Origin of the sequence: Agathobaculum sp. NTUH-O15-33 (genome assembly GCF_033193315.1) — a bacterium.
Classification (GTDB): domain Bacteria; phylum Bacillota; class Clostridia; order Oscillospirales; family Butyricicoccaceae; genus Agathobaculum; species Agathobaculum faecihominis_A.
Map to the genome: position 1 here is coordinate 2,529,071 of NZ_CP136187.1, position 22,797 is coordinate 2,551,867.

21 protein-coding genes are annotated in these 22,797 nt (G+C 57.1%); 5 read left to right on the plus strand and 16 right to left on the minus strand.

Translation table 11 applies throughout. The features are described 5' to 3' along the window. Positions 1-3 precede the first annotated feature (3 nt). Positions 4-663 carry a site-2 protease family protein gene (locus RWV98_RS12270; RefSeq protein WP_280960849.1) on the minus strand — a complete coding sequence of 220 codons (660 nt, stop codon included), beginning with the start codon at positions 661-663 and terminating at the stop codon, positions 4-6. A 389-nt stretch (positions 664-1,052) separates the two neighbouring features. On the opposite strand from RWV98_RS12270, the gene RWV98_RS12275 reads away from it, so the two are divergent. After that, complete coding sequence (locus RWV98_RS12275; RefSeq protein WP_317861061.1) at positions 1,053-1,694, plus strand: TetR/AcrR family transcriptional regulator; 642 nt, start codon at positions 1,053-1,055, stop codon at positions 1,692-1,694. Continuing rightward, positions 1,691-2,260 (plus strand): flavodoxin family protein, encoded by a 570-nt coding sequence (locus RWV98_RS12280; protein ID WP_317861062.1) that lies wholly within the window; start codon positions 1,691-1,693, stop codon positions 2,258-2,260. The genes RWV98_RS12275 and RWV98_RS12280 overlap by 4 nt, the downstream gene beginning before the upstream one ends. Positions 2,261-2,332: 72 nt before the next feature. On the opposite strand, the gene RWV98_RS12285 is transcribed toward RWV98_RS12280, so the two are convergent. The 8 genes from RWV98_RS12285 to RWV98_RS12320 all read right to left on the minus strand — a co-directional run bounded on the left by RWV98_RS12285 (position 2,333) and on the right by RWV98_RS12320 (position 11,296). Further along, the gene (locus tag RWV98_RS12285; protein WP_317861063.1) at positions 2,333-3,412 is read right to left on the minus strand and encodes a Gfo/Idh/MocA family protein; all 1,080 of its coding nucleotides are present in this window, start codon (positions 3,410-3,412) and stop codon (positions 2,333-2,335) included. 64 nt (positions 3,413-3,476) lie between these two features. Further along, the gene (locus tag RWV98_RS12290) at positions 3,477-4,487 is read right to left on the minus strand and encodes a zinc-dependent alcohol dehydrogenase (RefSeq protein WP_317861064.1); all 1,011 of its coding nucleotides are present in this window, start codon (positions 4,485-4,487) and stop codon (positions 3,477-3,479) included. Positions 4,488-4,526: 39 nt separating this feature from the next. Further along, a complete protein-coding gene (locus RWV98_RS12295) occupies positions 4,527-5,633 on the minus strand; it encodes an ABC transporter permease subunit (protein ID WP_317861066.1) in 1,107 nt (368 codons plus the stop codon). A 2-nt stretch (positions 5,634-5,635) separates the two neighbouring features. After that, positions 5,636-7,159, minus strand: coding sequence for a sugar ABC transporter ATP-binding protein (locus RWV98_RS12300; RefSeq protein WP_317861068.1), 1,524 nt, complete (start codon positions 7,157-7,159; stop codon positions 5,636-5,638). Between the two features lie 91 nt (positions 7,160-7,250). Continuing rightward, on the minus strand, positions 7,251-8,309 hold the full coding sequence (locus RWV98_RS12305; RefSeq protein ID WP_317861069.1) for a sugar ABC transporter substrate-binding protein: 1,059 nt from the start codon (positions 8,307-8,309) through the stop codon (positions 7,251-7,253). 224 nt (positions 8,310-8,533) lie between these two features. Next, positions 8,534-9,322: an SDR family NAD(P)-dependent oxidoreductase gene (locus RWV98_RS12310; protein WP_317861071.1), complete on the minus strand. Its 789-nt coding sequence runs from the start codon at positions 9,320-9,322 to the stop codon at positions 8,534-8,536. Between the two features lie 403 nt (positions 9,323-9,725). Beyond that, entirely contained in the window at positions 9,726-10,148 is a 423-nt protein-coding gene (locus tag RWV98_RS12315; RefSeq protein WP_317861072.1) for an HIT family protein, read from the minus strand. Between the two features lie 74 nt (positions 10,149-10,222). After that, entirely contained in the window at positions 10,223-11,296 is a 1,074-nt protein-coding gene (locus RWV98_RS12320; protein ID WP_317861073.1) for an FkbM family methyltransferase, read from the minus strand. 402 nt (positions 11,297-11,698) lie between these two features. On the opposite strand from RWV98_RS12320, the gene RWV98_RS12325 reads away from it, so the two are divergent. The 3 genes from RWV98_RS12325 to RWV98_RS12335 all read left to right on the plus strand — a co-directional run bounded on the left by RWV98_RS12325 (position 11,699) and on the right by RWV98_RS12335 (position 13,596). Beyond that, positions 11,699-12,157, plus strand: coding sequence for a hypothetical protein (locus RWV98_RS12325; protein WP_317861075.1), 459 nt, complete (start codon positions 11,699-11,701; stop codon positions 12,155-12,157). Further along, positions 12,157-13,008: a hypothetical protein gene (locus RWV98_RS12330; protein WP_317861077.1), complete on the plus strand. Its 852-nt coding sequence runs from the start codon at positions 12,157-12,159 to the stop codon at positions 13,006-13,008. The genes RWV98_RS12325 and RWV98_RS12330 overlap by 1 nt, the downstream gene beginning before the upstream one ends. A gap of 300 nt (positions 13,009-13,308) precedes the next feature. Next, positions 13,309-13,596, plus strand: a complete 288-nt coding sequence (locus RWV98_RS12335; protein ID WP_280960862.1) for a hypothetical protein — start codon at positions 13,309-13,311, stop codon at positions 13,594-13,596. Between the two features lie 349 nt (positions 13,597-13,945). Here the strand turns inward: RWV98_RS12335 and RWV98_RS12340 are convergent, their stop codons facing one another. The 7 genes from RWV98_RS12340 to RWV98_RS12370 form a co-directional block, all read right to left on the minus strand. Beyond that, complete coding sequence (locus RWV98_RS12340) at positions 13,946-14,911, minus strand: carbohydrate kinase family protein (protein ID WP_317861079.1); 966 nt, start codon at positions 14,909-14,911, stop codon at positions 13,946-13,948. 3 nt (positions 14,912-14,914) lie between these two features. Next, positions 14,915-15,784 carry a Cof-type HAD-IIB family hydrolase gene (locus RWV98_RS12345; protein WP_280960864.1) on the minus strand — a complete coding sequence of 290 codons (870 nt, stop codon included), beginning with the start codon at positions 15,782-15,784 and terminating at the stop codon, positions 14,915-14,917. 23 nt (positions 15,785-15,807) lie between these two features. Next, positions 15,808-17,199, minus strand: a complete 1,392-nt coding sequence (locus RWV98_RS12350; RefSeq protein WP_317861081.1) for a glycoside hydrolase family 32 protein — start codon at positions 17,197-17,199, stop codon at positions 15,808-15,810. A 16-nt stretch (positions 17,200-17,215) separates the two neighbouring features. Beyond that, complete coding sequence (locus RWV98_RS12355) at positions 17,216-19,126, minus strand: PTS beta-glucoside transporter subunit IIBCA (protein WP_317861083.1); 1,911 nt, start codon at positions 19,124-19,126, stop codon at positions 17,216-17,218. A gap of 442 nt (positions 19,127-19,568) precedes the next feature. Next, positions 19,569-20,549, minus strand: coding sequence for a LacI family DNA-binding transcriptional regulator (locus RWV98_RS12360; RefSeq protein WP_317861085.1), 981 nt, complete (start codon positions 20,547-20,549; stop codon positions 19,569-19,571). A gap of 69 nt (positions 20,550-20,618) precedes the next feature. After that, positions 20,619-21,131: a M48 family metallopeptidase gene (locus RWV98_RS12365; protein ID WP_317861087.1), complete on the minus strand. Its 513-nt coding sequence runs from the start codon at positions 21,129-21,131 to the stop codon at positions 20,619-20,621. Positions 21,132-21,219: 88 nt separating this feature from the next. After that, entirely contained in the window at positions 21,220-22,797 is a 1,578-nt protein-coding gene (locus RWV98_RS12370) for an HD-GYP domain-containing protein (protein ID WP_317861089.1), read from the minus strand.

The following is a 22,797-nucleotide window of genomic DNA, read 5'->3' on the forward strand; positions in this document are numbered from 1 at the left end:
TTTTCACCCGATCAAGACGCTCATCAAATTCCAAGCAAGGTTCTGCACCCACAGATTGACCCCACCGATGAGGAAATCGAGCCAGCCGAACCAAAGCGCGGCAATGAACACGATCAGGATGATGGACTGATATTTTTGCAGCTTGAGCGACCAAGAGAACGGCAAAAAAGCATCGACCACACGCGAACCGTCCAGCGGGTGGATCGGGATCAGGTTGAACACGCCCAGACCGACCGACATGCTGGCAACGATACGGCAAAACAGCAAAATGGCGATTTGAAGCGCGCCCAGCTGCATTGTCCCCAGCCAGAGGTACAGGCAATAGAACACAAACGCGGTCAGCAAATTCGACGCCGGGCCAGCCAGCGCGGTCGCCGCCATGCCGAAGCGGCGGTTTTTAAAGTTTGAAATATTGACCGGCACCGGGCGCGCCCAGCCGAAGCCAAATAAGATCAGGCACAAAAAACCGAACGGGTCGATATGCGCCAAGGGGGAAAGCGTCAACCGGCCCGCAGCCTTGGCGGTACGGTCGCCCAAAAGGCTCGCCATGCCGCCATGCGCGGCTTCGTGCACGGTCAGACACAGCACAACGGCCGGCAGCGACAGCGCCAAATAGATCAGCGCCGTGCGCAAATCGCCGATACGCAAAGCATTCCAAAGCAAAATAGGTTCCTCCAACGATAGTAATACAACATATAGTATACCTGCTTTTGCCCATAAAAACAAGCATTTCCTAGGGTCCGCCCAAAACTTTGGCAATCCATGATAAGCTTGCAAAACTTCTCTTGCGCCGCTAGGGAGATTGTGATAGAATTAATTAAACCGATAGTTCAATTAATTTACAGTGCGTCAAAGAACCCCTCGCGCCGCAGCGCGCAATAAAATTGAAAGTTGAAGCTTTGCTTCAATTTGACCAAAAACCGGGAGCATGTATCTCGGTTTTTGAACAAACCGGCGGCGAAGTGTGCCCAAAGGGCGCGCGCCAGAGCCGGAATTCTCGATCGAAATGGGGCTTTGTTTCGATCGACATTTAATTAATTCTGGAGGAGCGCATGGGCCGAAGAAAGAAGGAACCGGAAAGCGTGCACCGCGACAACATCGCCGCGGCCGCGGAACGCCTGTTTGCCGCTAAAGGCATAACCGCAACCACCATGGATGATATCGCGAAGCAGGCCGGATACAGCAAGGCTACCTTATATGTGTATTTTACAAACAAGGAAGAGATTGTTGGGCTGCTGGTGCTGAAAAGCATGAAAATGCTTCGCGCCGTTCTGCACGAGGCCGTATCCGCACCGGCCGCGACCAAGGAAAAGTATGAGCGGCTCTGTCACGCCTTGGCGCAATATCAGGCGCAATACCCGCTTTACTTTTCGCTTGCATTGGGAGAGATCAATATTGATTTTGACAAAAAGGATCACCTCCCCGTAGAGAGAGAAACGTTCGAGGTCGGCGAGCAGATCAACGCCGAAATCGTTCAGTTTCTCCGGTCCGGCATAGAAGCGGGGGCGCTTTTGCCGGACATTCCGGTTTTGCCCACGGTTTTTCTATTTTGGGCTTCTTTGTCCGGCGTTATACAAATGGCGGCGCATAAGAGGGCCTATATTGAACAAGCAATGGGCCAAACGAAGGAACAATTTCTAACATACGGCTTCGACAGGCTCTACCGGCTGATCGCAAGGGAGGACAAAGAATGAGAAAAAAGCTGCTTGCGCTCTTGGGCAGCCCGCATGATCACGGCTCGACGGCGGCCATGCTGGATCGCGCCGTACACGCCGCTGCCGCGCACGGGTGGGAAGTCACCACCGTGCGGCTGTACCAAAAACAGCTCGCCTATTGTAAGGGCTGCCGGGTCTGCGCCCAAACCAGAACCTGTGTCATAGACGATGATATCCAAGAGATCGCCGCGCTGCTGCGAACCTGCGACCGGGTCGTATTGGCCGCGCCCACCTATTGGGCAAACGTACCGGCTAACGTAAAAAACCTGTTTGACCGGCTGCTTGGCACGGCGATGGAGGAGACCGCAACCTTCCCCCGCCCGCGCCTATCCGCGGAACAAGAATACTTACTCTTGACCGCCTGCAATACCCCCTTCCCCTTTTCGTGGCTGTGCGGGCAAAGCAGCGGCGCTTTACGCGCCATGCATGAATTTTTCAAAACCGCGGGCATGAAGCGTATAGGAAGCGCCGTTTTCTCGGGCGCGAAAGGCAGCGCCGCATTGCCGCGCAGAACCGAGAAAAAGATCGAACGGTTTTTCCGCTAACTATCATAGAAGGCTAAAAACGCGTACGCTTTCCGACTGGATGAAAGCGTACGCGTTGCTTTTGCCGTGGAATCAAAGCCTCGCGGGGCGGCGGCAGGCGGTCCCTAGGGTTACAAACCGCTCTTCCCCGGCGCTTGTCAGAAAAGCGTGCAGGATTTCTAGGGTGTGCAGCGCCAATTCCCCGCTCGCCCGGTGCGGGCGCCCCTCCCGGATTGCCTCCGCCATATCGAGCAGGCCGATACCGCGGCAGTTTTCGGTATGCCCATAGGTCAGCGGCACTTCGCGAAAGACGCTTTCCCGCGCGCGCAGCAGACAGACCGGCCCGCCAAAGGTATCCGGATCAGGCACGCGCAGCGTGCCCTCGGTTCCGTATATCTCAAGGAACGGCAGCCCATGCCCCCATACGTCAAAGCTATGCAGAACCGTCGCCAGCACGCCGTTTTGAAACCGGATCGTCCCGGTCACATGAGTAGGCGTTCCGACCGAAAACATCTCTCCCGCATGCGGCCCGGGGCAGGTGCAGGTGCGCGTGTCAAACCCCTTTGCCGTCATTGCGCAAACGGAGCGCGCGGGCCCCAGCAGATGGATCAGCGCCGTCATATAGTAAGGCCCGTAGTCCAGCAGGGGTCCCGCGCCGGGCTGATACAAAAACGCCGGGTTGGGGTGCTCGTGCTCCGGCCCGTGCCATGCCAAAAACGCACAGGCTGCAAGGGGACGGCCGATCTCCCCCTGATCGAGCAGCTGGCGGCAGGTCTGCAAGCCGCCGCCCAGAAAGGTATCCGGCGCGCAGCCGATGCGCAGGTTCCGTTCCCGCGCGAGCCGCAACAGCTCCCGCGCCTGTTCCGGCGTTCCTCCAAGCGGTTTTTCCGAATAAACATGCTTGCCCGCCAAAAGCGCGCGGCGGTTGATTATATCGTGCGCCGCCGGGGCGGTCAAATCGAGCACCAGATCGATCGACGGATCGGCCAACAGCTCGTCGATGGTCATCACCCTTGGGATATGGTGCTTTTCCGCCGCCGCGCGGGCCGCTTCGATATGCCGGTTCGCGCAGGCTGTCAGACAAACGGAATCCCGCTCCCCCGCAAGGTTTTTAAAATAAATATCGCTGACGTCGCCGCAACCGATCACGCCGACGTTTACCCGGTTAAGCATTCTCCCGCTCCTTTCCAAAAGAGGACCGGCCCGGTGTGAAGAAGCCGGGCCGGCCGAAAGTTTTTTATTTTACTTCGATCACGGTTTTAACCGATTTAGCCGCGGCCATCTGGTCGATGCCGTACTTGGTTTGCTCGAGCGGAACGCGCAGCGTGACCAGTTTCTCCACGGGGATCCTGTGATTTTCAATGATGTCGACCGCCTGCGGGAAGGTGCCCTTGGTGATATAGGCGCCGACGATCTGCAGCTCCTTAAAGACGATCTCCACCTGATGTACCGTGGGCTGTGCAACGGTATTGATGCCGAACAGCACGATCGTGCCGCCCTTTTTCGCGGCCAAGATCGCGGTATCCAGCAGTACGCCCACCGCGTCCACCACGATATCCGCGCCAATCCCGGTCTTCTCCATCAGAAATGCCGGCACATCCTGCTTCATCGGGTTTACCGTGTAGGTCGCGCCCAGTTCCGCGGCAAAGCGCAAGCGCTCCTCGTTGGTGTCGCTCACGCAAACGTCCGCGCCCATGGCCTGATACAGCATCATATACAGCATGCCGATCGGTCCCGCGCCCAGAATGAGCACAGTCTCGCCCGGATGCGCGCGCGCCTTGTTGGTGCCGTTGAGCACGCAGGCCAGCGGTTCGGCCATGGCGGCGATATGCGCGGGCACCTCGGCCGAGATCTTGTACACCATCCGTTCCGGGATACAGGCAAACTCAGCCATTACGCCGTCGATGCTGTCGCCGATGTGCTGAAAATTCTCACAGAGGTTGATGTGGCCCGTCCTGCAGTAGTGACACTTGCCGCACCAGATATTCGGATGAATGACCACATGATCACCCACCGCGACGCCCGTGACGTCCGAACCAACCCCGACAACCTTGCCCGTGCCCTCATGGCCTAGAATCAGTCCCTTTTTAAACTCGTAGAGCGGCGGAACCGCGAGCGCCCGGATATCGGTGCCGCACACGCCGATGGCGTGGATTTCAATCAATACGTCGTCCGGATTTTTCACCTCGGGCTTTGGTACGTCCTTTACCTCGAGACAGCCGGAGCCTTGAAACAGAGCAGCCTTCATAACTGATAAGCCTCCTTTTGGGTTTCAGCATCTTGCGCCTTACGCGCCCTTCTTGTTTTTAAACTGCGTATCAACGATCACGGCGACCAGAATGATAAGCCCCTTGAAAATATTCTGGAAGTCCGAAGAAACGTTGAGCAGCGACAGCAGATTTGCCAGCACGCCGATGAGCAGCACGCCGATGATGGTGCCGCCGATGTTGCCGATGCCGCCCGACAGGCTGGTGCCGCCGATGACGGTGGCGGCAATCGCGTCCATCTCCGCGCTTTGGCCCGCGGTGGGCACGCCGCTCTTGAGCTTGGCCGCGATCAGCAGGCCGCCGAGCACCGCGCAGAAGCAGGCGCACGCATGGCCCTGCATAATGGTGCGGTCCACGTTGATGCCGGCCATTTTGGCCACGTCCTTATTGCCGCCGACCGCGTAAATGCGGCGGCCGAACGCCGTATGGTTGAGCAGGAAATAGGTCAGCAGCAGCATGACGCCTAAGTACAGAATCTGGCAGTTCATAAAGCCCGTCGATATGACCAGATAGGCCATGTACGCCTCAATGATGAGGTACAGCGCGGCAAACAGCACGGCGTTCGCCGTCGACGTTTTCTGCTGGCGAATCTTTTTCAGGCAGGAAAGCACGATAAAAACCGCGATTACCGCCAAAATGGCGAGCACGACCTGATACGGCACCCTGCCGGAACCGAAGATATCCAAAAAGCCCTGCTGGCTGATGGGCAGGTTGGCCGCGCCGGTAATGGCGAGCGCCGCGCCGCGAAAGCCGGTCAGACCGGCCAGCGTGGCGATAAAGGCGGGGATTTGAAATTTTGCAATGATTGCGCCAATGCCGTAGCCGAGCGCCGCCGCGCCGACCAAAAGGATCAGCACCGCGAAATACCACGGCATGTGCTGCATCAGAACCGCGGCCAACACGCCCGTCAGGCCGAAGAGCGAGCCGACCGTCAGGTCGATACCGCCCAAAAGGATCGCAAACATCGCGCCGCAGGAAGCCACGCCGTTGGTGCAGATCTGCCGAAGCACATTAAGGATATTGACCGGTTTTAGGAACGTGCCGCTGAGGATGGCCGAGATCACGATCAGAACGACCAATGCAATCAGCGAGGTAAACTTGGATACATCGATATTTCGTTTCCTCATGTTTATTCTCTCCCTATAGCAATTCTGAACAGTGACTCTTCCGTTATCGCATCGCCGATCATTTCGCCTGCATTACAGCCGCCGCGCACCACGATCACGCGGTCACAGTTGCCGATGGTCTCCGGCAGCTCGGAGCTGACGATCAAGATCGCGATGCCCTGCTCGGCGAGTTTTCTCAGCTTTTTGTATATCTCCGCTTTGGTGCCTACGTCGATGCCCTTGGTGGGCTCGTCCAGAATCAGCACCTTCGGATCGGTCAGCAGCCACTTGCCCACGACGACCTTTTGCTGGTTGCCGCCGGATAGGCTGCTCGCGGTCTGCCGCTTTGTGCTGATGCGCACCTCCATCTGTTTGATCATCGCGTCGTTTCGTTTTGCCTCTTCTTCAAAATCCAGTACGCCGAACTTTTTGGTCAGCGTGGGCAGAGACGGCGCGGTCAGGTTGTCGTTGATCGAATGGTTCAAAACCAAACCGTTGCCCTTTCGATCCTCCGTTATCAGCGCAATGCCGTGCTTTACCGCGTCCGAGGTCGATCTGATCTCGATCTTCTGCCCATGCAGATAGACCTCGCCGGAGGTAAATTTGTTAACGCCTTCAAAAATAGAATTGACCAGCTCGGTGCGCCCCGCGCCTACCAGACCGTAAAAGCCCAGAATCTCGCCCTGCTTGATCTGGAAACTGAAATTATCGATGATTTTGCGTTCGGGCAGGTGCGCGTCGAACAGGTTCCAATTTTTCACCTCGAACACCACGGGCGCGTCGGCCTGATACGTCGGCTTTTGCGGATACATATTTTTCAGATCGCGGCCGATCATCAGCTGCACCACATCGTCCTTGTTGATCGTCTTGATATCAATGCCCGCCTGAATGAGTTTTCCATCCTTTAAAACCGTGACCGTGTCGCAGATCTGGAATATCTCATCGAGCTTATGCGTGACAAAGATACAGGTGACGCCCTTCTTTTTTAAGGCGCGCACGATCTCGAAAAATCCATCGATCTCCTTATTGGTCAGCGAGCTGGTAGATTCGTCGAAAATCACGATTTCGCCCTGTTCGGAAAGGGCCTTGGCGATCTCGACCATCTGCTGCATCGCGACCGTAAGCGAACGAATCTTTACCTGCGGGTCGATATCGAGACCGACCTCCGTGAGACATTCCTTCGCTTTTTCGTTCATGGTCTTTTTATCCAAAACGCCGAATTTGGTCGGATAATGGCTGAGAAAGATATTTTCCGCCACCGTCATATCCTGTAAAAGCGCCAGCTCCTGATGCACCAGAAAAATGCCCTTGCGCTCCGCGTCGACGGATAGACGGTTTTCGAGCTCCTCGCCCTTGAAGATGACCTGTCCTTCGTATGCTCTTTTGGGGTTTACACCGGCCAAAATCTTGGCCAGCGTCGATTTCCCCGCCCCGTTTTCGCCGCAAAGAGCCATGACCTCGCCTTTTTCGATCCCAAAGGAGACGCCGTCCAACGCTCGCACACCGGGAAACTGGATGGATACGTTTTTAAATTCTACCAGTGCCATGTTTCACCTTTCCAATCTTTCGTAAAGGTTTTGCTGCAAAAGCCGGCGGACAACGCACACCGGCTTTTGCAGCAGCGCGTGCAGATCGCGTTTACTCGAACAGATGCGGATACATTTCCTTGCCGACGGTCAGATCGTCGCAGCTGTTCCAGCGCAGATCGATCAGCGACATCTTAACGCCCGCGTCATTGATCTTGTCGTAAGCGGGCTCTTCGCCGTTCGCCAGCGAGATCGCCGCGTCGATCACCTTGGTGCCGTACAGCTTGGAGTTTTTATCAACGCTATAATACTTGATGCCCTTTTGCATCAGCATGACGGCGTCCTCGTCGTCATCCATCGAAACGAAGATCACGTCCTTCTCAATGCCGATCTCCTCGCAGGCGTTATACGCGCCAACGCCCATCGCGTCGTTCGCACTGATTACGCCCTGAATATCCGTGGTCTTGGCAAGCACGTTCTGCATGGTGGTCATGGCGAAATCGCGCGCCCAATCCGGGCACCATTCCTGATGCACCACGGTAATCTGCGGATAGTTTTTCAGCTGGTCCACGGCGCCGTTGTGCACAGCGGTGGCAACGGAATCGCCCAGCGTGCCGTCCATCAGCACGATGTTGGCCGGGCCGTCGCCAAAAACTTCGACGAATTTATCGACCTTGGCCTGTCCAATACCATAGAAATCGCCGGAAACAAGGATATCGGGCATATTTTCGCCTTCAAAATCAACTTCGAGCGAGATAAAGGGAACGCCCGCGTCGACGCAGGCCTGCGCCATCTCTACCGAGACCGTGCCGTTGACCGGCTCGATCGCGATAACATCGAAGCCACGGGTGATGTAGTTGTGGATGATATCGAGCTCCTTGGAAGCGTCCAGATCGCAGGGCTGCCACTCCATGTAAACGCCCTTTTCAATCGCCCGCTCCTCGGCGCCCGCCATCATATCACGGTAGGTCTTTTCCTTCATGGTCTGACTGGTGATGCCGATCTTGATCGAAGCTTCCTCTTCACTGATCATGCCCGCCGACTGGGGGGCGTCCGTGCTCTGCGTATCCTCGGGCGTATCTGCCGCCGGTGTGTCCGTACCGGTGCCGCCACAAGCCGTAAATCCGAAAACCATGATAACCGCAAGCAACATCGCAGCGATTTTTTTCATTTTTATTTCCTCCTCAGGTAGGTAAACATTGTCGTTTTCATTCTATCTGTGTTTTACTAGGAGTTCCGGTGTTTCAGGTGGCGCCTATCATACAGATATTGCACGGGCAATAAATCATATATTAATATATTATGTATCGTAAACAGATACGCTTCTTCCTCTCCTGTGACGGGATACCACCTTTGCTTTTACTGGATTTTACTTTTTTGCCGAGGAACTGATTCTTAGTGCATTTCTTGGCCGCCGCTTACATTGACCGCCTGCCCCGTCATGTAGTCGCTAAGCTCGGTCGCCAAAAATACGGCGACGCGCGCGATCTCGACAGGGTCCGCATAATGTCCTAGGGGGATAGCGCTTTCCCACTCGCGCAGAATAGTTTCGGCGTCCCTTCCTTGAATCTCAGAAGCCCAAACCGATTCCCGAAGCGTCATATCCGTCATCACAGAGCCCGGGCAGAAGCAGTTGACGCGGATATTGTCTTGTGCCAGTTCAAGCGCCAAGCCCTTGGTAAAACCGATTACGGCGGCCTTGGTGGCGCAATAGTGGGTCAGCAGCGCGGCGCCTGTTTTGCCGCATTGGGACGCGGTATTGACAATCCGCCCGCCGCCCTGCTTTTTCATGTAGGGTATGACGGCGCGCGAGCAAAGGAACACGCCCCTGCAATTCACCGCGAAGATTTCCTCCCAATCCGCCAAGGGCAAATTTTCGATGGTGGACATGCTGATCGTGCCCGCGTTGTTATACAGCAGATCGATCTTTCCAAAGTACGCCTCCGCGGTCTTTGCCATTTCCGCCGCGTCCGCTTCGCTTTTCACATCCATTTGAAACGCAATGCTTTTGCGGCCCATTTTTTGAATCTCTTGCACGACTTCGTTAGCCCGCTCTTCGTTACGGCCGCATACCATCACATCCGCACCGCATTCGGCCAGCCCCAGTGCGATCGCGCGGCCGATGCCCGCTGTTGCGCCGGTGACGATCGCCGATTTTCCGGTCAGATCAATGGTGTAGTTCATTTTTCATTCCTCCCCATCGTTTCGTGCTGTAGCTTGCGTACTATACTTGCTTGTGGCATGCCTACCTCCCTTCGTTTCATTTTTCAAATTATGATACAGGAAGGTCTCCCTCCTTGAATCCTCTCAACCTCGATTGCTGTGTCCGCTTTATTGTTTACTAATATATTAATACTTTTGTTAGAGAGTGTCAATCACTTTCTCACAAAAACACCACAAAATCAGGTGTCTATTTTCGGTTATTCTTAACGAAAACCAACCCTATTTCTACCTTTTTACCCACTTATCCGGTTTTCTCAGCATGTGCGAACGCCGCGCTGTTTTCCCGATCTATACGAAAAAGCGCACTGCAAGCCCTATCGGTTTTGCAGTGCGCTTTTTTCGTTTCACGGCATACGCCGGGTTCTTACATGCCGAGTTCCTTTTTGAGCGCAGCAATCATTTCCTGATACTCTTCATCCCCCAGGAAAACCGGCTGATCGTTGCCGATGGCAAAGCTGCCGCCAAACTCAAAGCCGCCCTCGTACTTCGGGACGATGTGGAAATGCAGGTGCGGGTTGGTGTCGCCATAGGAGCCCAGATTGATCTTGGTGCAGCCCCACAGCTTCTTGACGGCGCCGGAAGCGGCGGCCAGATCGTCGGCAAAGTCGTGGCGCTCCTGCTCGGTGCACTCGCACAGTTCCTTCTTATGCGTGCCCAGCGCCAGCGCGCAGCGGCCCTTATGCGCCTGATCCTTAAATAGGTACAGCGTGCCGGCCTTCATCTTGCCGACCTCGAACATCAGCGCCTCGCGGCCCTCATGGTGTTCGTCACAGTAAAAACATCCCATTGTTATTCTCTCCCTTATGTTCAGAATTTAGCATATCTATTATACCGCGTTTTGCCGCTGATTTCCAGCCCTATTTACCGCGCCGCTGCATATAAGTTCGTATCCCACGCGGGCACATAGGGGTGATGCCGCAGATACAGCCGGTACGCAGGATTCATTTCATGGATGAGCAGCGGCAGCTCAAAAAAGTCCGCGCTGGTGTGATAGGCCGCGATATTTAAGGCAGGGCCAAAACGCCGGATCGTTTCCCGCGCGCCCGCGATCGCTTGCCGTTCTGCCCCTTCCACATCCATTTTTAAATAGGTGCAGGGCGCGCCGTTCAGCACGCTGTCCAGCGCGCGCATTTCGGTTTTCACCCCCTCGCGCGCCACACGGCTTTGCCGCCCGGCCTTAGCCGCGAAGGTAAGCGTGGTATCCTCCCGCCATGCGCCCGCCTGCACCAGATGAATTTCCCCCGTGAGATTTTCCGCCGCATAGGCCGAAAGCTTGCGAAAGCTTCGCGCATCCGGCTCTAACGCGGTGATGGAAGCGTAGCGGCCCTTCGTATGATGCAGAAATTCGCGGACCGTATCGCCGGTATACGCGCCCAGATCGGCAAAATGTTCGTTTTCTCCCAGACAAAGCAGGTTTTCAAATGCTTCGGCCTTTTCCGTTTCACTTCCAAACAGATACCGCAGGCGGCCCGAAAGCTTAAAGCGCACCGTGTCCAAAAACACCTGCCGCGAACGCTCGTCCGCCAGCAGTTCATACGCGCGGGCCATGGCGGCCTGATTTTGCCGGGCGAAAGCCGCATCGAACACCGGCCCGGGCACCACGGGCACATCGGGCGCGAACACATCGTACCGCGCGTCTAGATCGGTAAAGCGCCGAAGCAGCTCGGGCCGCTGGCTGGCAAAGCAGATGACGAGCACGATATGCTCCGACAGACGTTCGGTCACGCCGGAGAGCGTTTCCACCGGGAAGCCCCGAAAGGAATGGCCGCGCACAAAGCCGTCGCTTGCAAACACGGCGGCCGCGCGTATGCCGCGCGCTTCAAATTCGTTTAAGACCTTATCCGCTCCATCGCCCATGCCATATAGCGCGATCGGGCGCTTTTCATCCCGCAGTACATCCCACACGGATCGTTCCAACCGGTCAAAGTCCATCATTCTTTCCTCCTGCCCGCCCTATCAAAACAAGCGGTATACTAGCCGTTTCGCGGTTAGTATACCACAGCGGCAAGCAATTCCGAAGAGTCAAAACACACCTAAGAGCCGCTGATGGTATAATTAATTCAATCCTGGTATAATAGGCGCTTTGCGGCTATTATATCACAGCGGCATGCGCAAATAAAGCTATCAGCATTCGCTAAGCGCCGCTGATGGTATAATTAATTTAATCCGGGTATAATAGCCGTTTTGCGGCTATTATACCATATTTTCGCACCGGTTGCAAAGTGACCGGTCCCCAACGAAAAATAACCGCGCAAACGACCAAATTCTCGTTGCGGTTTTCCTCCCCTTCCAGTATAATTTAAATATACGAAATTATTGGAGGGGGAGGTGCGGCCCATGGCTTTGTCAAACGGCATCCTTGCCATGAACCCGGACAAGTACCGTGAAATGGACGGCGTAGTGTTCGACCTGAACAGCTATGCCCGCCATTGCCAACCTTCCGAGCCCGAAGTCCCCGCGGAAGAGCCCGCCGTTCCGGCCGCCGCCGCGCCCGCGCCGGTGTTCGCGGTCGATCCGTTCCACGCGGGCTGGTACGAAGCGGAGGAGGGACAGGCCCCCGTGCCCATCATGGGCGGCTTCCTGCCGCCGGATGAGACCTGCGCTGTTACCGAGGGCGCGATTACCGTGACGCGCACCGTGTTTGTACGCCCCGGCTCGGGTTCCGGCTCCGGTTCGTCCTACACGACCTCATACACCACTTCTTACCGCATATCCTATCTGGGCTCCGGTTCGGGTTCCTATGTCTTCGGCTCGTGCGTCTATCTGGCGGGCGGTTACGGATTGGAGCTGATCTGATGCATGCTTTTCACTCCAACTGGACGCGGCCCTTCTTTGCCCGTAACCCGGGCGGCGACTACGCGGTAGAACCGTTCGAGCTGCTCACCACCGCGCTCTCCGCGCTTCAGTGGCAGCGCGAAAACGGCGCCATTTCCATGCTGTGCGACACTGTGGCCGCGCGCTACTACGAAGCGCTCGGCCTTTTCTTTTTATGGAACGGCGGGGTCTATCCCCTGCTGGACGATATCCCGGCGGACGTCAACCCCATCGCCTTTTGGGCGGCGGGCAAGCTGTACGCGCTCGCGGCCCTGCGCGCGCCCTGCGTCATGATCGATACGGATTTTATCGTGTGGAAGCCAATCGCTCCGCTGCTGAACGAGCTGGACGCCGCCGCCATCCACCGGGAGGACATCTCCCCCGGCATCTATCCCGGCCCCGAAGCCTTTGGCCGTTCGCAGGGATTTGACTTGTCTGCGCTCGATTGGACCGTGCGGCCGCTCAACACCGCGCTCGCGTACTTTGGAAGCGACGCTTTCCGCCGGTTTTATACCGATACCGCGATTAGCTTTATGCGCTCCGCGCCCGAGGCGGACGATGTGCTCACCTATATGGTCTTTGCCGAACAGCGTATGCTCGCCATGTGCGCGGCGGGCTACGGCGCGCGTGTTGCCGCCCTGTCCGATCTGCCCGGCCTATTTGGCGGTCAGGCGTATTACACCCATGTCTGGGGCTTCAAACAGCAAATGCGCGATAACAGCGAACTTTACAGTGATTTTTGCCGCCGCTGTGCCGCCCGCCTGTGCCGCGATTTTCCCGAAGCGGCGGAGCAGATCGCCAAGGTCCCCTCGCTCGCGCCTTACTTTGCATAACGACAGGCGTCTGGCAAGAAAACAGTGCATTGAAAAACGGGTCTGACTCGGAAGGATTTTCGAGTCAGGCCCTTTTTATATACACATAGCGACATAAGCAAACGGAAAAACATCAATCATCCAGAAGGGATTCGTCAAGCGATCTACCATCTAAAAGACGAAAAATAAGAGAGCGGCGTCCAGTCGTCAAACAAGCCGCCGCTCCCCAGATGCACAACCGTCCAAAAGGACAGAGCGCATAAATATTATACACTATACGCCCTCCCTCTTTCAAGCGGTTGTAAAAGAAAGAGTGACATTATGGAAAACGGATACCATTCATTTGCAACAAACTTTAAGGATTGCTGCGCCCGCTCCTGTACCCGCTTGGCGTACGAAAAGGAGAAAACAGATCCAGACTTTATCACTGCATCTCAGGAGTGCAGTGAGCTTTATCAATCAATACAGGCAAAGTTGTCTGGCGACGCACTCCTGCTCAACAGATTTGACGCTGCAAAAAATAACGAAAATGCGATCAGCGTCGAGTTTGTGTATCAACAAGGCTTTCAGGACTGTATTTACCTCCTGCGTTGGTTAGGGCTGCTATAGAATAATAAAGGGGCTGTAAAATAAGTTCTCACAAATGAATAGAAAACAGTTGCAAAGCGAAAAATGCTACCAATTCTGTCATTCTGAGGAGCGAAGCGACGAGACCGTAGTCTGCTATCCTTAATCTGCCGCTTAGTGGCATTTTAATGAGTGCGAATCTCGCGCGAACGCGCGGAATTTACGCTGGGAACGCGCGTTCGCGCGAGATTCTTCACTTCGTTCAGAATGACATTTGGGTACTCTTCTATTTTGCAACAGTTTTTACAGTCCCTTCCATTCTTTTTAGATTAATAACCAGCAGTGAAGGCCGGGTATTTAATAAAAATTCTTTTCCCTGCACTGTTATGTATCATGCTTCCGGATACGCCTTTTGCAGCTCTTCCAGCGTTGCCATGGCCGCGCCTTTTTGCTGCACGGTGAGCGACGCATAGCGGGCGGAAAAGCGCAGGTAAGCGGAGAGCGTTTCCTCTGTCAGCTTTGCCAGACCGTCCGCCGTGACGCCGTCGCGAATAAGCTGATAGAGAAACGAGCCGATGAACGAATCGCCCGCGCCCGTCGTATCGGCGACCGGCACCGCGATCGGCTCGCAGGCAGCCGAAGCGCCCTGTGTGTATACTGCCGAGCCCGCCGGCCCCTTGGTCACCAGCAGCAAACGGCAGCCGCCGGCAAAAAGCTGCTTCGCGGCTTCCCGCTCGTCCGAAACGCCGGTGACAAACGCGATCTCATCATCCGACAGCTTGACCAGATCGGCATAGGGCAGAAATTCACGGATGGCGGCGCGGCATTCTTCGGGCGAATCCCACAGCGGCAAGCGCACATTGGGGTCGAACGAAATGAGTGCGCCCGCCTGACGCGCCGACTCGATCGCGCGCCGGTGCGCCTGCTTTACCGGCCAATCCACCAAATCGACCGAACAGAAGTGCAGCGCGGCGCAGCCCGTAAACATCGCGGGCGTGATCTGTTCAGGCCCAAGGTAGAGATCCGCCGAGGGATTGCGGAAAAAAGAAAACTCGCGGTTGCCCGCCGCATCGAGCGAAACAAAGGCAAGGCCGGTATTTGCGCGCCCGGTGCGGAACACATACGAGGTATCCACGCCGTTGCTTTGCAGCACCTCCAGAATATGATCGCCGAACGCGTCCTCGCCCACCTGTGAGATCATGGCCGCGTCGCCTCCAAGGCGGCTGACCGCCGCGGCCACATTGGCCGGCGCGCCGCCCGCGACGCGCTCAAAATGCGTCACCTCGCGCAGCGCGCAGCCCTTTTCCTGCGGCACAAAATCGATCAGCAGCTCGCCGATCGCCACCATACGCTTCATCTGCTACATCCCCTTCAGCACATATTTTTCGATCGCCCGCGCGACGCCGCACGCAAGGTTGGACGCGGTTACAGCGTCCGCCGCCGCGCGCACGGACGGCAAAGCGTTCTCCATCGCCACACCGAGGCCCGCCATGCGCAGCATGCTCAAATCGTTATCGCTGTCGCCCAGCGCGAGCACGCCCTCCATGCCGCAGCCCAGCCGCCCGGCGAGCGCTTCAAGCCCCCGCCCCTTGTGTACGCCCCGGCTGTTTACCTCCACATTTTTCAGCTTGCCGCCATACATGACCGATGGAGCGGTCTCAAACAGGCCCGTCCGATCGAGCGCGGCGGTCATTTCGTCCACAACCGCGGTATCGCCATGGTACAAAATGGCCTTTGTGATCCGTCCCCGCTCGCACCGCAATACCTCGCGCCATGCGTCCTCGGTCTGCACAAAGATCAGGTTTTCCCTTTGTTGTCCGCCGAAAATGTCGTGCCCGTAGGTCTCGCGCAGCGTGCGGACAAACTTTTCAAATTCCCAGCCATAATACATATGGGTCGCGGTATACAAACACGGGTCAGTGCCAAAGGCGGCGCAAACCGCTTGTAAAGCGGCAAGCGCGGCGTCATCCAATCCCGCAAACAAAACCGGCTCTCCCTGCGGCAGCGGCCGTACATCGGCGCCATTGGCCGTGACCGCCCAATCCGCGGGCGCGAGCAGCTGTTCGCTGTACCAGCCGGCGTCCAGATAGTTGCGGCCGGTGCACAGAGCGACCTGCGCGCCGTTAAGCTGCGCCTGACGGATCGCGCGCGCGTTTTCCGGCGGCACGCGGCTGTTTTCATCCAGCAGCGTACCGTCCAAATCGATCGCTATCAGCCGGTACTGCGGCATTGACGCGTCTCCCCTTTCCTGATTCAGCGTTTGATCGTGAGCGAACCCATTTCCCACAGACGAACCTTGCCCTTTCCGGTAAAGCGCACGCCCCGCGCGTCCGGCCGCGGGTAGTAGCGCGTAGTGAGCACGCTTTCCCCGTGATTGACGAAAATTTCAAGCGACGAGGTATCGGCCAGAATGCGCAGCGCGCGCACCTCGCCCACCTTGGCATGGCGCACGGTGCGGCCCGCGCCGCCGCCGGTGAACGAAAGGGTCATTTCTCCCTGTCCCCATTCTAACACAGCGCTGTCCCGGATGACAAGACCGCCCTTCGCGCAATCCGTGAGTTCCAGATCGAACACCGCCGCGTCCCCAGCCTCGACCGGTCCCCGGCGAAGCGCTTCCAGCTCCGCGGCCGGATAGCGCAGCATACGGCCGTTTTGCCAATCGCACCGGCAAGGCACGGTCATGGCGTGCTGCCAACCATAGGCCACGGTCGGATTTTCATACGGCGCGTCCGGCATGCCCATCCAGCCGATCAGCAGGCGGCGCTCCCCGTCCAAAAAGGTCTGCGGCGCGTAAAAATCAAACCCGGTATCCATCTCACGGTACGCGCCAAGCGTATAGGCCGAACGAAAATCGCCGTCCAGCGGGAAATATCCGCAGGAATACACGTTTTGAAACGTATCGCGCCCGTGCTCCACGCCCTGCGGCGAACAGACCGCGACCCATTGCCCATTCAGTTCAAACAGGTCGGGGCATTCCCACATATAGCCGAACGCGTCGGGCGTTGTGATCGTGTTGATATGCGTCCAATGCCGCTTGTCGCGGGATTCAAAGACGAGCAGCTCACCCCTGTTTTCCAGCGTGCGCGCGCCCTGCACCATATAATACGCCCCGTCGTACGCGAAAACCTTGGGATCGCGCACATGACAGGTCAGCCCGGCGGGATAGTCCCGGTTTTCCAAAAGCAGCTCGTTGGACTGGGCCGTCACGCCGTCCCGGCAAACGGCCAGCGCGGTGTTGTGTCCGCGCCCCTCGGTCACATAGTCAAAATCGCCGGGGTGCTTGACGTTTCCGGTGTAATATAGGTACATCACACCGTCCTCCACCAGCGCGGAGCCCGAATATACGCCGTGCAGGTCCCATGTCTGATCCGGATACAGCAGGGGCGGCAGCTGCTCCCACTGGACAAGGTCGCGGCTGCGGTAATGCCCCCAATGCTTGACCCCGCCGGTCGAATCGAACGGGCCGTACTGATAAAACACATGGTACCAATCCCCACATCGGCATAAGCCGTTGGGATCGTTCATCCAGCCGACGGGCGGCATGAGATGAAAGCGTAGGCGGTAGGGGTCCTGCTCCGCGCGGGCAAGCCCCTGCCGCTCCGCCTCGGCGACAAGGCGGGCAAGGTCGCGGTGCAAAGCATTCATATCCGTTTTCCCTCCGTTATTTGGATAGCGTGAGCAGCGTGTCCGTGACCGCGCCGACCGCGCCTAACGTTTTCTGTACCGCCTGATAATCGTCCGAATTGGTGACGATGACGGGAATGATGGTCTTGTAGCCCTCGGCTTCTATCGCTTTCAGGTCGCATTCAAGCAGCAGGTCGCCCGCCTTAACATGCGCGCCTTCCTGCGCGTGGCCGGTAAAATGCTTGCCGTTTAAATTGACGGTGTCGATGCCCACATGGATCAGAAGCTCGGCCCCGTTATCGCAAGTCAGGCCGACCGCGTGTCCCATCACGGTCTCAACGGTCGCGTCGCAGGGGGCGAACACCTTTCCCTCCTCGGGTTGGACGGCCACGCCCTTGCCGAGCACCTCGGCGGCGAAGGCCTCATCCCCCGTTTCGGAGAGCGGTACCGCGCGGCCGGTCACAGGCGAGGCGATCGATACCGAAGCGGTCTGCGCGGCGGGAACGGATACCGGCGTTTGCTCTTCCGGTATTTGGAGCGGCGCTTCCGTCTGGTCTTCCTCGGGCGCTTCCTCCTTGATGCCCATGATCCAAGACAGCGCGAAGGCCACGCCCGCCGCGATGACGACGGTGATCACATATTGGACCGGACGGTGCAGGTGCAGCAGGATACCGAAAATACCGGTAACGCCCGTGCCGGTCGCGCCCAGATGGACGATGGAGGCGTACAGCGCGCCGCACGCACCGCCGATCGATCCGGCGATGAACGGACGGAGATAGCGCAGGTTGACGCCGAAGATCGCGGGCTCCGTAATGCCAAGGAACGCGGAAAGCGAAGCGGGCAGCGCCATGGCCTTCAGCTTTTTATTGCGCGTCTTGAGCGCGACCGCGAGCGCCGCGCCGCCCTGCGCCACGTTGGCGGCCGAAGCCAGCGGCAGCCAGAAGGTCAGGCCGTATGCCGCGAGCTGTCCCAGATCGATGATGGTATACATGTGATGGATGCCGGAAACGACCGTAGTCGCGTACACGCCGCCCATGAGAAACGAACCGATGCCAAACGGGATGGCGATCAGCCACTGCACGCCGGAAATGATGTTGTTTTCGATAAAGGTGAACACCGGGCCGATGGCCGCGAGCGTCAGATAGCCGGTGACGAAAACGGATACCAGCGGGGTGACGAACAGATCGAGCATGGCGGGCACGATCTTATGCAGCCGTTTTTCGATAAAGCACATAACCCAAACCGCAATGATGACCGGAATGACATGCCCCTGATAACCGACGAGCGGCACCTCATACAGGCCGAAGAACACGGACTGCATGGTGTGTACGCCCTCGGTCGCCACCGTCCATGCGTTTTGCAGGTTGGGGTGCAGCATGATCATGCCGATGACCGCGCCCAAAAACGGGTTGCCGCCAAACACCTTGGCCGCGGAAAACGCGATCAGGATGGGCAGGAACACATAGGCGACGTTGGAAAAGAGCTGCGCGAACACATAGAACGAACCGCTGGTGTTCAGTTCGATAAAACCGTTACCCACCATGAAGTTCAAAGACTCCATGATGCCCATCAGGAAGCCGGAGGCGACGATCGCGGGAATGATCGGCACGAAGATATCGCCCAGCGTTTTAATCGCGCGTTGGAACCAGTTGCCCTTTTTGGCGGCGGCGGCCTTTACCTCGTCCTTAGAGGCGGCGGACGCGCCGGACTGACGGATAAATTCGTCGTATACCTTATTGACCGTGCCTGTGCCGAAGATGATCTGGAGTTGTCCCTGCGCCTCGAACACGCCCTGCACGCCTTCGGCGTTCTCCAGCTTTTTCTTTTGCACCTTACCATTATCCGCAATGACCAGCCTGAGTCTGGTCGCGCAGTGCGCCGCGGATACGATGTTGTCTTTGCCGCCGATGCAGGCGAGCACTTCAGAAGCCGCTCTCTGATAATCCATGCCTTGTTCCGCCTTTCTCTTTTATATGAAATCGTTTTCACTTTATGGTTTCATTATAGGACCGTTGCCTCTGTTTGTAAATCCGCATTCTATCCAAATTTAGCGCTCTGTTTTTGCGCATTTCACCGAAAGCACAAGTTAGTTTTCCCCATCTTGAAAGAATCATCCTTTGGAATTCGGTTGCCACAAAGCGAAAAGGCTGTAAAAAAACTGTTGCAAAATAGAAGAGTCCCCAAATGTCATTCTGAACGAAGTGAAGAATCCCGCGCGAACGCGCGTTTCCAGTGTAAATTCCGCGTGGTCGCGCGAGATTCTTCGTCGCTTCGCTCCTCAGAATGACAAAATTAGTAGCATTCTTCGCTTTGCAACAGTTTCCTATTCATTTTTGGGAACTTATTTTACAGCCTCTTTTCGCGCAGCGATCTATTGTAAAAGCAAGATTTTACACCGTTTCGCCGCGAATAATCTCAAACCCAAGCATGAGCTGACGCTTTTGGTCGGTGCCGCTGTCGATGATATGCAGCAGGTCGCGCGCGGCCTCCTCCCCGCTGGAAAAGTAATAATAGTGCGCGGTCGTCAGCCGGGGCCGCAGCAGCTCGGCCATTCTGGAATGTCCGATGCCCGCCACCGCGATATCCTCCGGCACACGGCGGCCAAGATCACGCAGCGTGTCGATCGCGCCGATCGCAATGGAATCGGTTGCACAAAAAACACCATCTATATCCGGTATGCGCTCGATCAGGCGGCGCGCTGCGGCGCGACCGCCTTCCACGGAAAAGTCACTTTGCTCGCACAGCGCAGGGTCCTCTTGCAGCCCGGCTTGCCCCAGCGCCGCAAAATAGCCTTCATAGCGCAAAACACCCGCCGCTTTATCGCGGCGCGTCACGCCGATGCAGCCGATGCGCCGCCGCCCGGACGCCGCCATCAGCGTCGTCAGCGCTTCGGCAGCGCTTTTATCATCATGATAGATGCAGCTGATCCCCGGCGCCTGCTGTCCGACCACAACGGCGGGCACGCCCGCCGCGCCGAGCGCCTTCTTGTGCGCCGCGGAAAGCACAGTCGCGACCAATATCACGCCGTCCACCATGTTGCCCCGGAATACTTCGAGATATTCCAGTTCCTTTTCCGAACGGTTATCGGTATTGGCCAGCAGCAGACGGTAACCGCATTGCTCCAGCACGCGCGAAATCCCGGCCACCACGCGGCTGATCGATTCGGAATCGATACGGGGCACGATCACGCCGATCATTTTTGTGCGGCCCGTGCGCAGCGTTTGCGCCTGCTGCGAGGGAACATAGCCGGTCTCCTCGATCACTCGGCGGATCGCCTCGCGTTTTTCCGAAGAAATATACCCGTTGTTCAGATAGCGCGAAACCGCCGCCTTGGATACGCCCGCCCGCTGCGCGATCTCTGCAATGGTCATTCTCTCCACGTCCTTTGCCCCAAACTTGCTGCGTACATTTTATCACGCCGCGCGGCGCGCGTCAAATGCTCAGCGCAGCAGGGCGCGGCGCGCCTTGTAATCGGGCAGCACGCTTTCGACCAACCGCCAAAATCTTGGGCCGTGATTTTTATGGACGATATGCGCCAACTCGTGCACGACCACATAGTCGATCGCTTGCTCCGGGTAATCCATCAAATACAGCGAAAAGCACAGACGGTTTTTCGCGCTGCATGAACCGAACCGCGTGCGCGCCGCCGTTATGCTGATCCCGGTGGGGCGCAGGTCCATTTTTTCCGCATAAGCGTTCACGCGCGCGGGCAGCTCTTGCTGGGCGCGCAAAATAAGCTGCCGCCGTTTTTCCTCATCCGGCTCCGGGTGCGCGTCCAGCCGTGCCTGCTGGCGGGCGAGCGCGCGTTCGAGCCAATCCCCGTGCGCCCGCAAAAAGTCTTCGATCTGGGCCTGCGTCACGCGCTTGGGCGCGCGGACCAGCACCTTGCCTTCCCGCGTCACTTCTAGCGCAAGCGTGCGGCGCGCCGAACGAATCAGCGTGTAGTTTTCCAACTTGTGTTTCCTCCCTATACCCCAAAAACGACGGAGCGCGGCTTTTGCCGCGCTCCGCCGTCTTTGAAACGTTTTTTTGTTTTGCCGCTCAGTTTTTCTGGGTCAGCGCCGCGTCGTTCTTGGCCGCGAGCTCTTGTAAGCGCGCAAGCTGCGTTTGCTCTTCGTGGATATCCACGAACTTGCCGATCGCGCCGACGACCTCGCCGCTGCTCTCATTCTCCCACAGCGGGCGCGCCACGGCCTTGAACCAGCGTTCCTGCCCGCCTACATGCAGCCGGTAGGAAGCTTTGGCGATCGGCCGGTCGGGCGTGGCGCTGCGCAGCCGGTCGCGCAGGTCCTGATAGTCGGCCTCGCGGAACACACGCCGCATCTCGGCGTTCTCCGCCGGATGCTCGATCAGCATGCTCAGTCCCAACTGCCGCGCGCCCCATTCAGACATCGTCAGCACGTCGGTATGGTAGTTGTACTCAAACTGAATTTCGTTGGACATCGAGGCAAAGAACTGATATTTCGTCCGCTCCTGCTCCAAAAGGGACAGCGTGCGGCTGGATATCTTCTTGCCCGTCAATATCTGGCTGGACAGCGCGCGTATATTTTCCTCGTTCACCTCGCCCTGCGAATGCAGGCGCAGTTCTTCCTTCAGAAAAGGCGCGACTTGCCGCAGGCAATCCATCAGCAGCGGGTTAAACGTACCGCACTCGCCGCCAAGGATCATGTTCAGCGCGGTCTCGTGCGAATACGCCGCCTTGTAAACGCGTTCGCTCGTCAGCGCATCGTACACATCGGCCAGCGCGACCACCTGCGCTTCGATCGGGATATCGTCGCCTTTCAGGCGGTCCGGATAGCCGCGCCCATCGTACCGCTCATGGTGCCAGCGGCAAATGCTGTAGGATACCTCGATCAGTTCCTCGTGGTGCCGGAGCATCGCGTCCTTCATAATCGCGGCGCCGATCTCGCTGTGCGTTTTCATGACCTCAAACTCCTCGGTCGTCAGCCGACCGGGCTTGTTGAGGATATTTTCCGGGATGGATATCTTACCGATATCGTGCAGCGCGGAAGCGTTGACGATGAGCGCGATCTTAGCCGCGGAAAGCGGGTATCGGTCGGTCATTTCCTGCAGCTTGCGCAGGAATATCTCGGTCAGCGTGCGGATATGCAGCACATGCAGACCGCTTTCGCCATTACGAAATTCCACGATATTGCTCAGGATTTCGACCATCAAAAAGTTATTCTTTTCCTTTTCCACGACCTGCTCGGCCACCATGCCCTCTAATTCCTTCTGTTTGGAATAGAGCATGATAATGTTATGGACGCGGCGCTTGACCGTCTTTTCGTCAAACGGGCGGCTGATATATTCGCTCGCCCCCAGATCATACGCGTGATCGATATAGGAGGAGGCGGTTTCGGAAGAGATCGTGATGACCGGAATGCGCGCGATCCAGTCGTTTTTGTTCATCATGGCCAGCACTTCAAACCCATCCATTTCGGGCATGACAATATCAAGCAGGACCAGAGAGATCTCATCCTGCCTTCTTTTCAGTGCTTCGACCGCTTCCGCGCCGTTGGACGCTTCGATGATCTGATAATCGTCCGCCAGCATATCGGCAAGCATCGCGCGGTTCATCTCGGTATCGTCCACGATCAGGATCGTGCCTTGCTTTTTCAT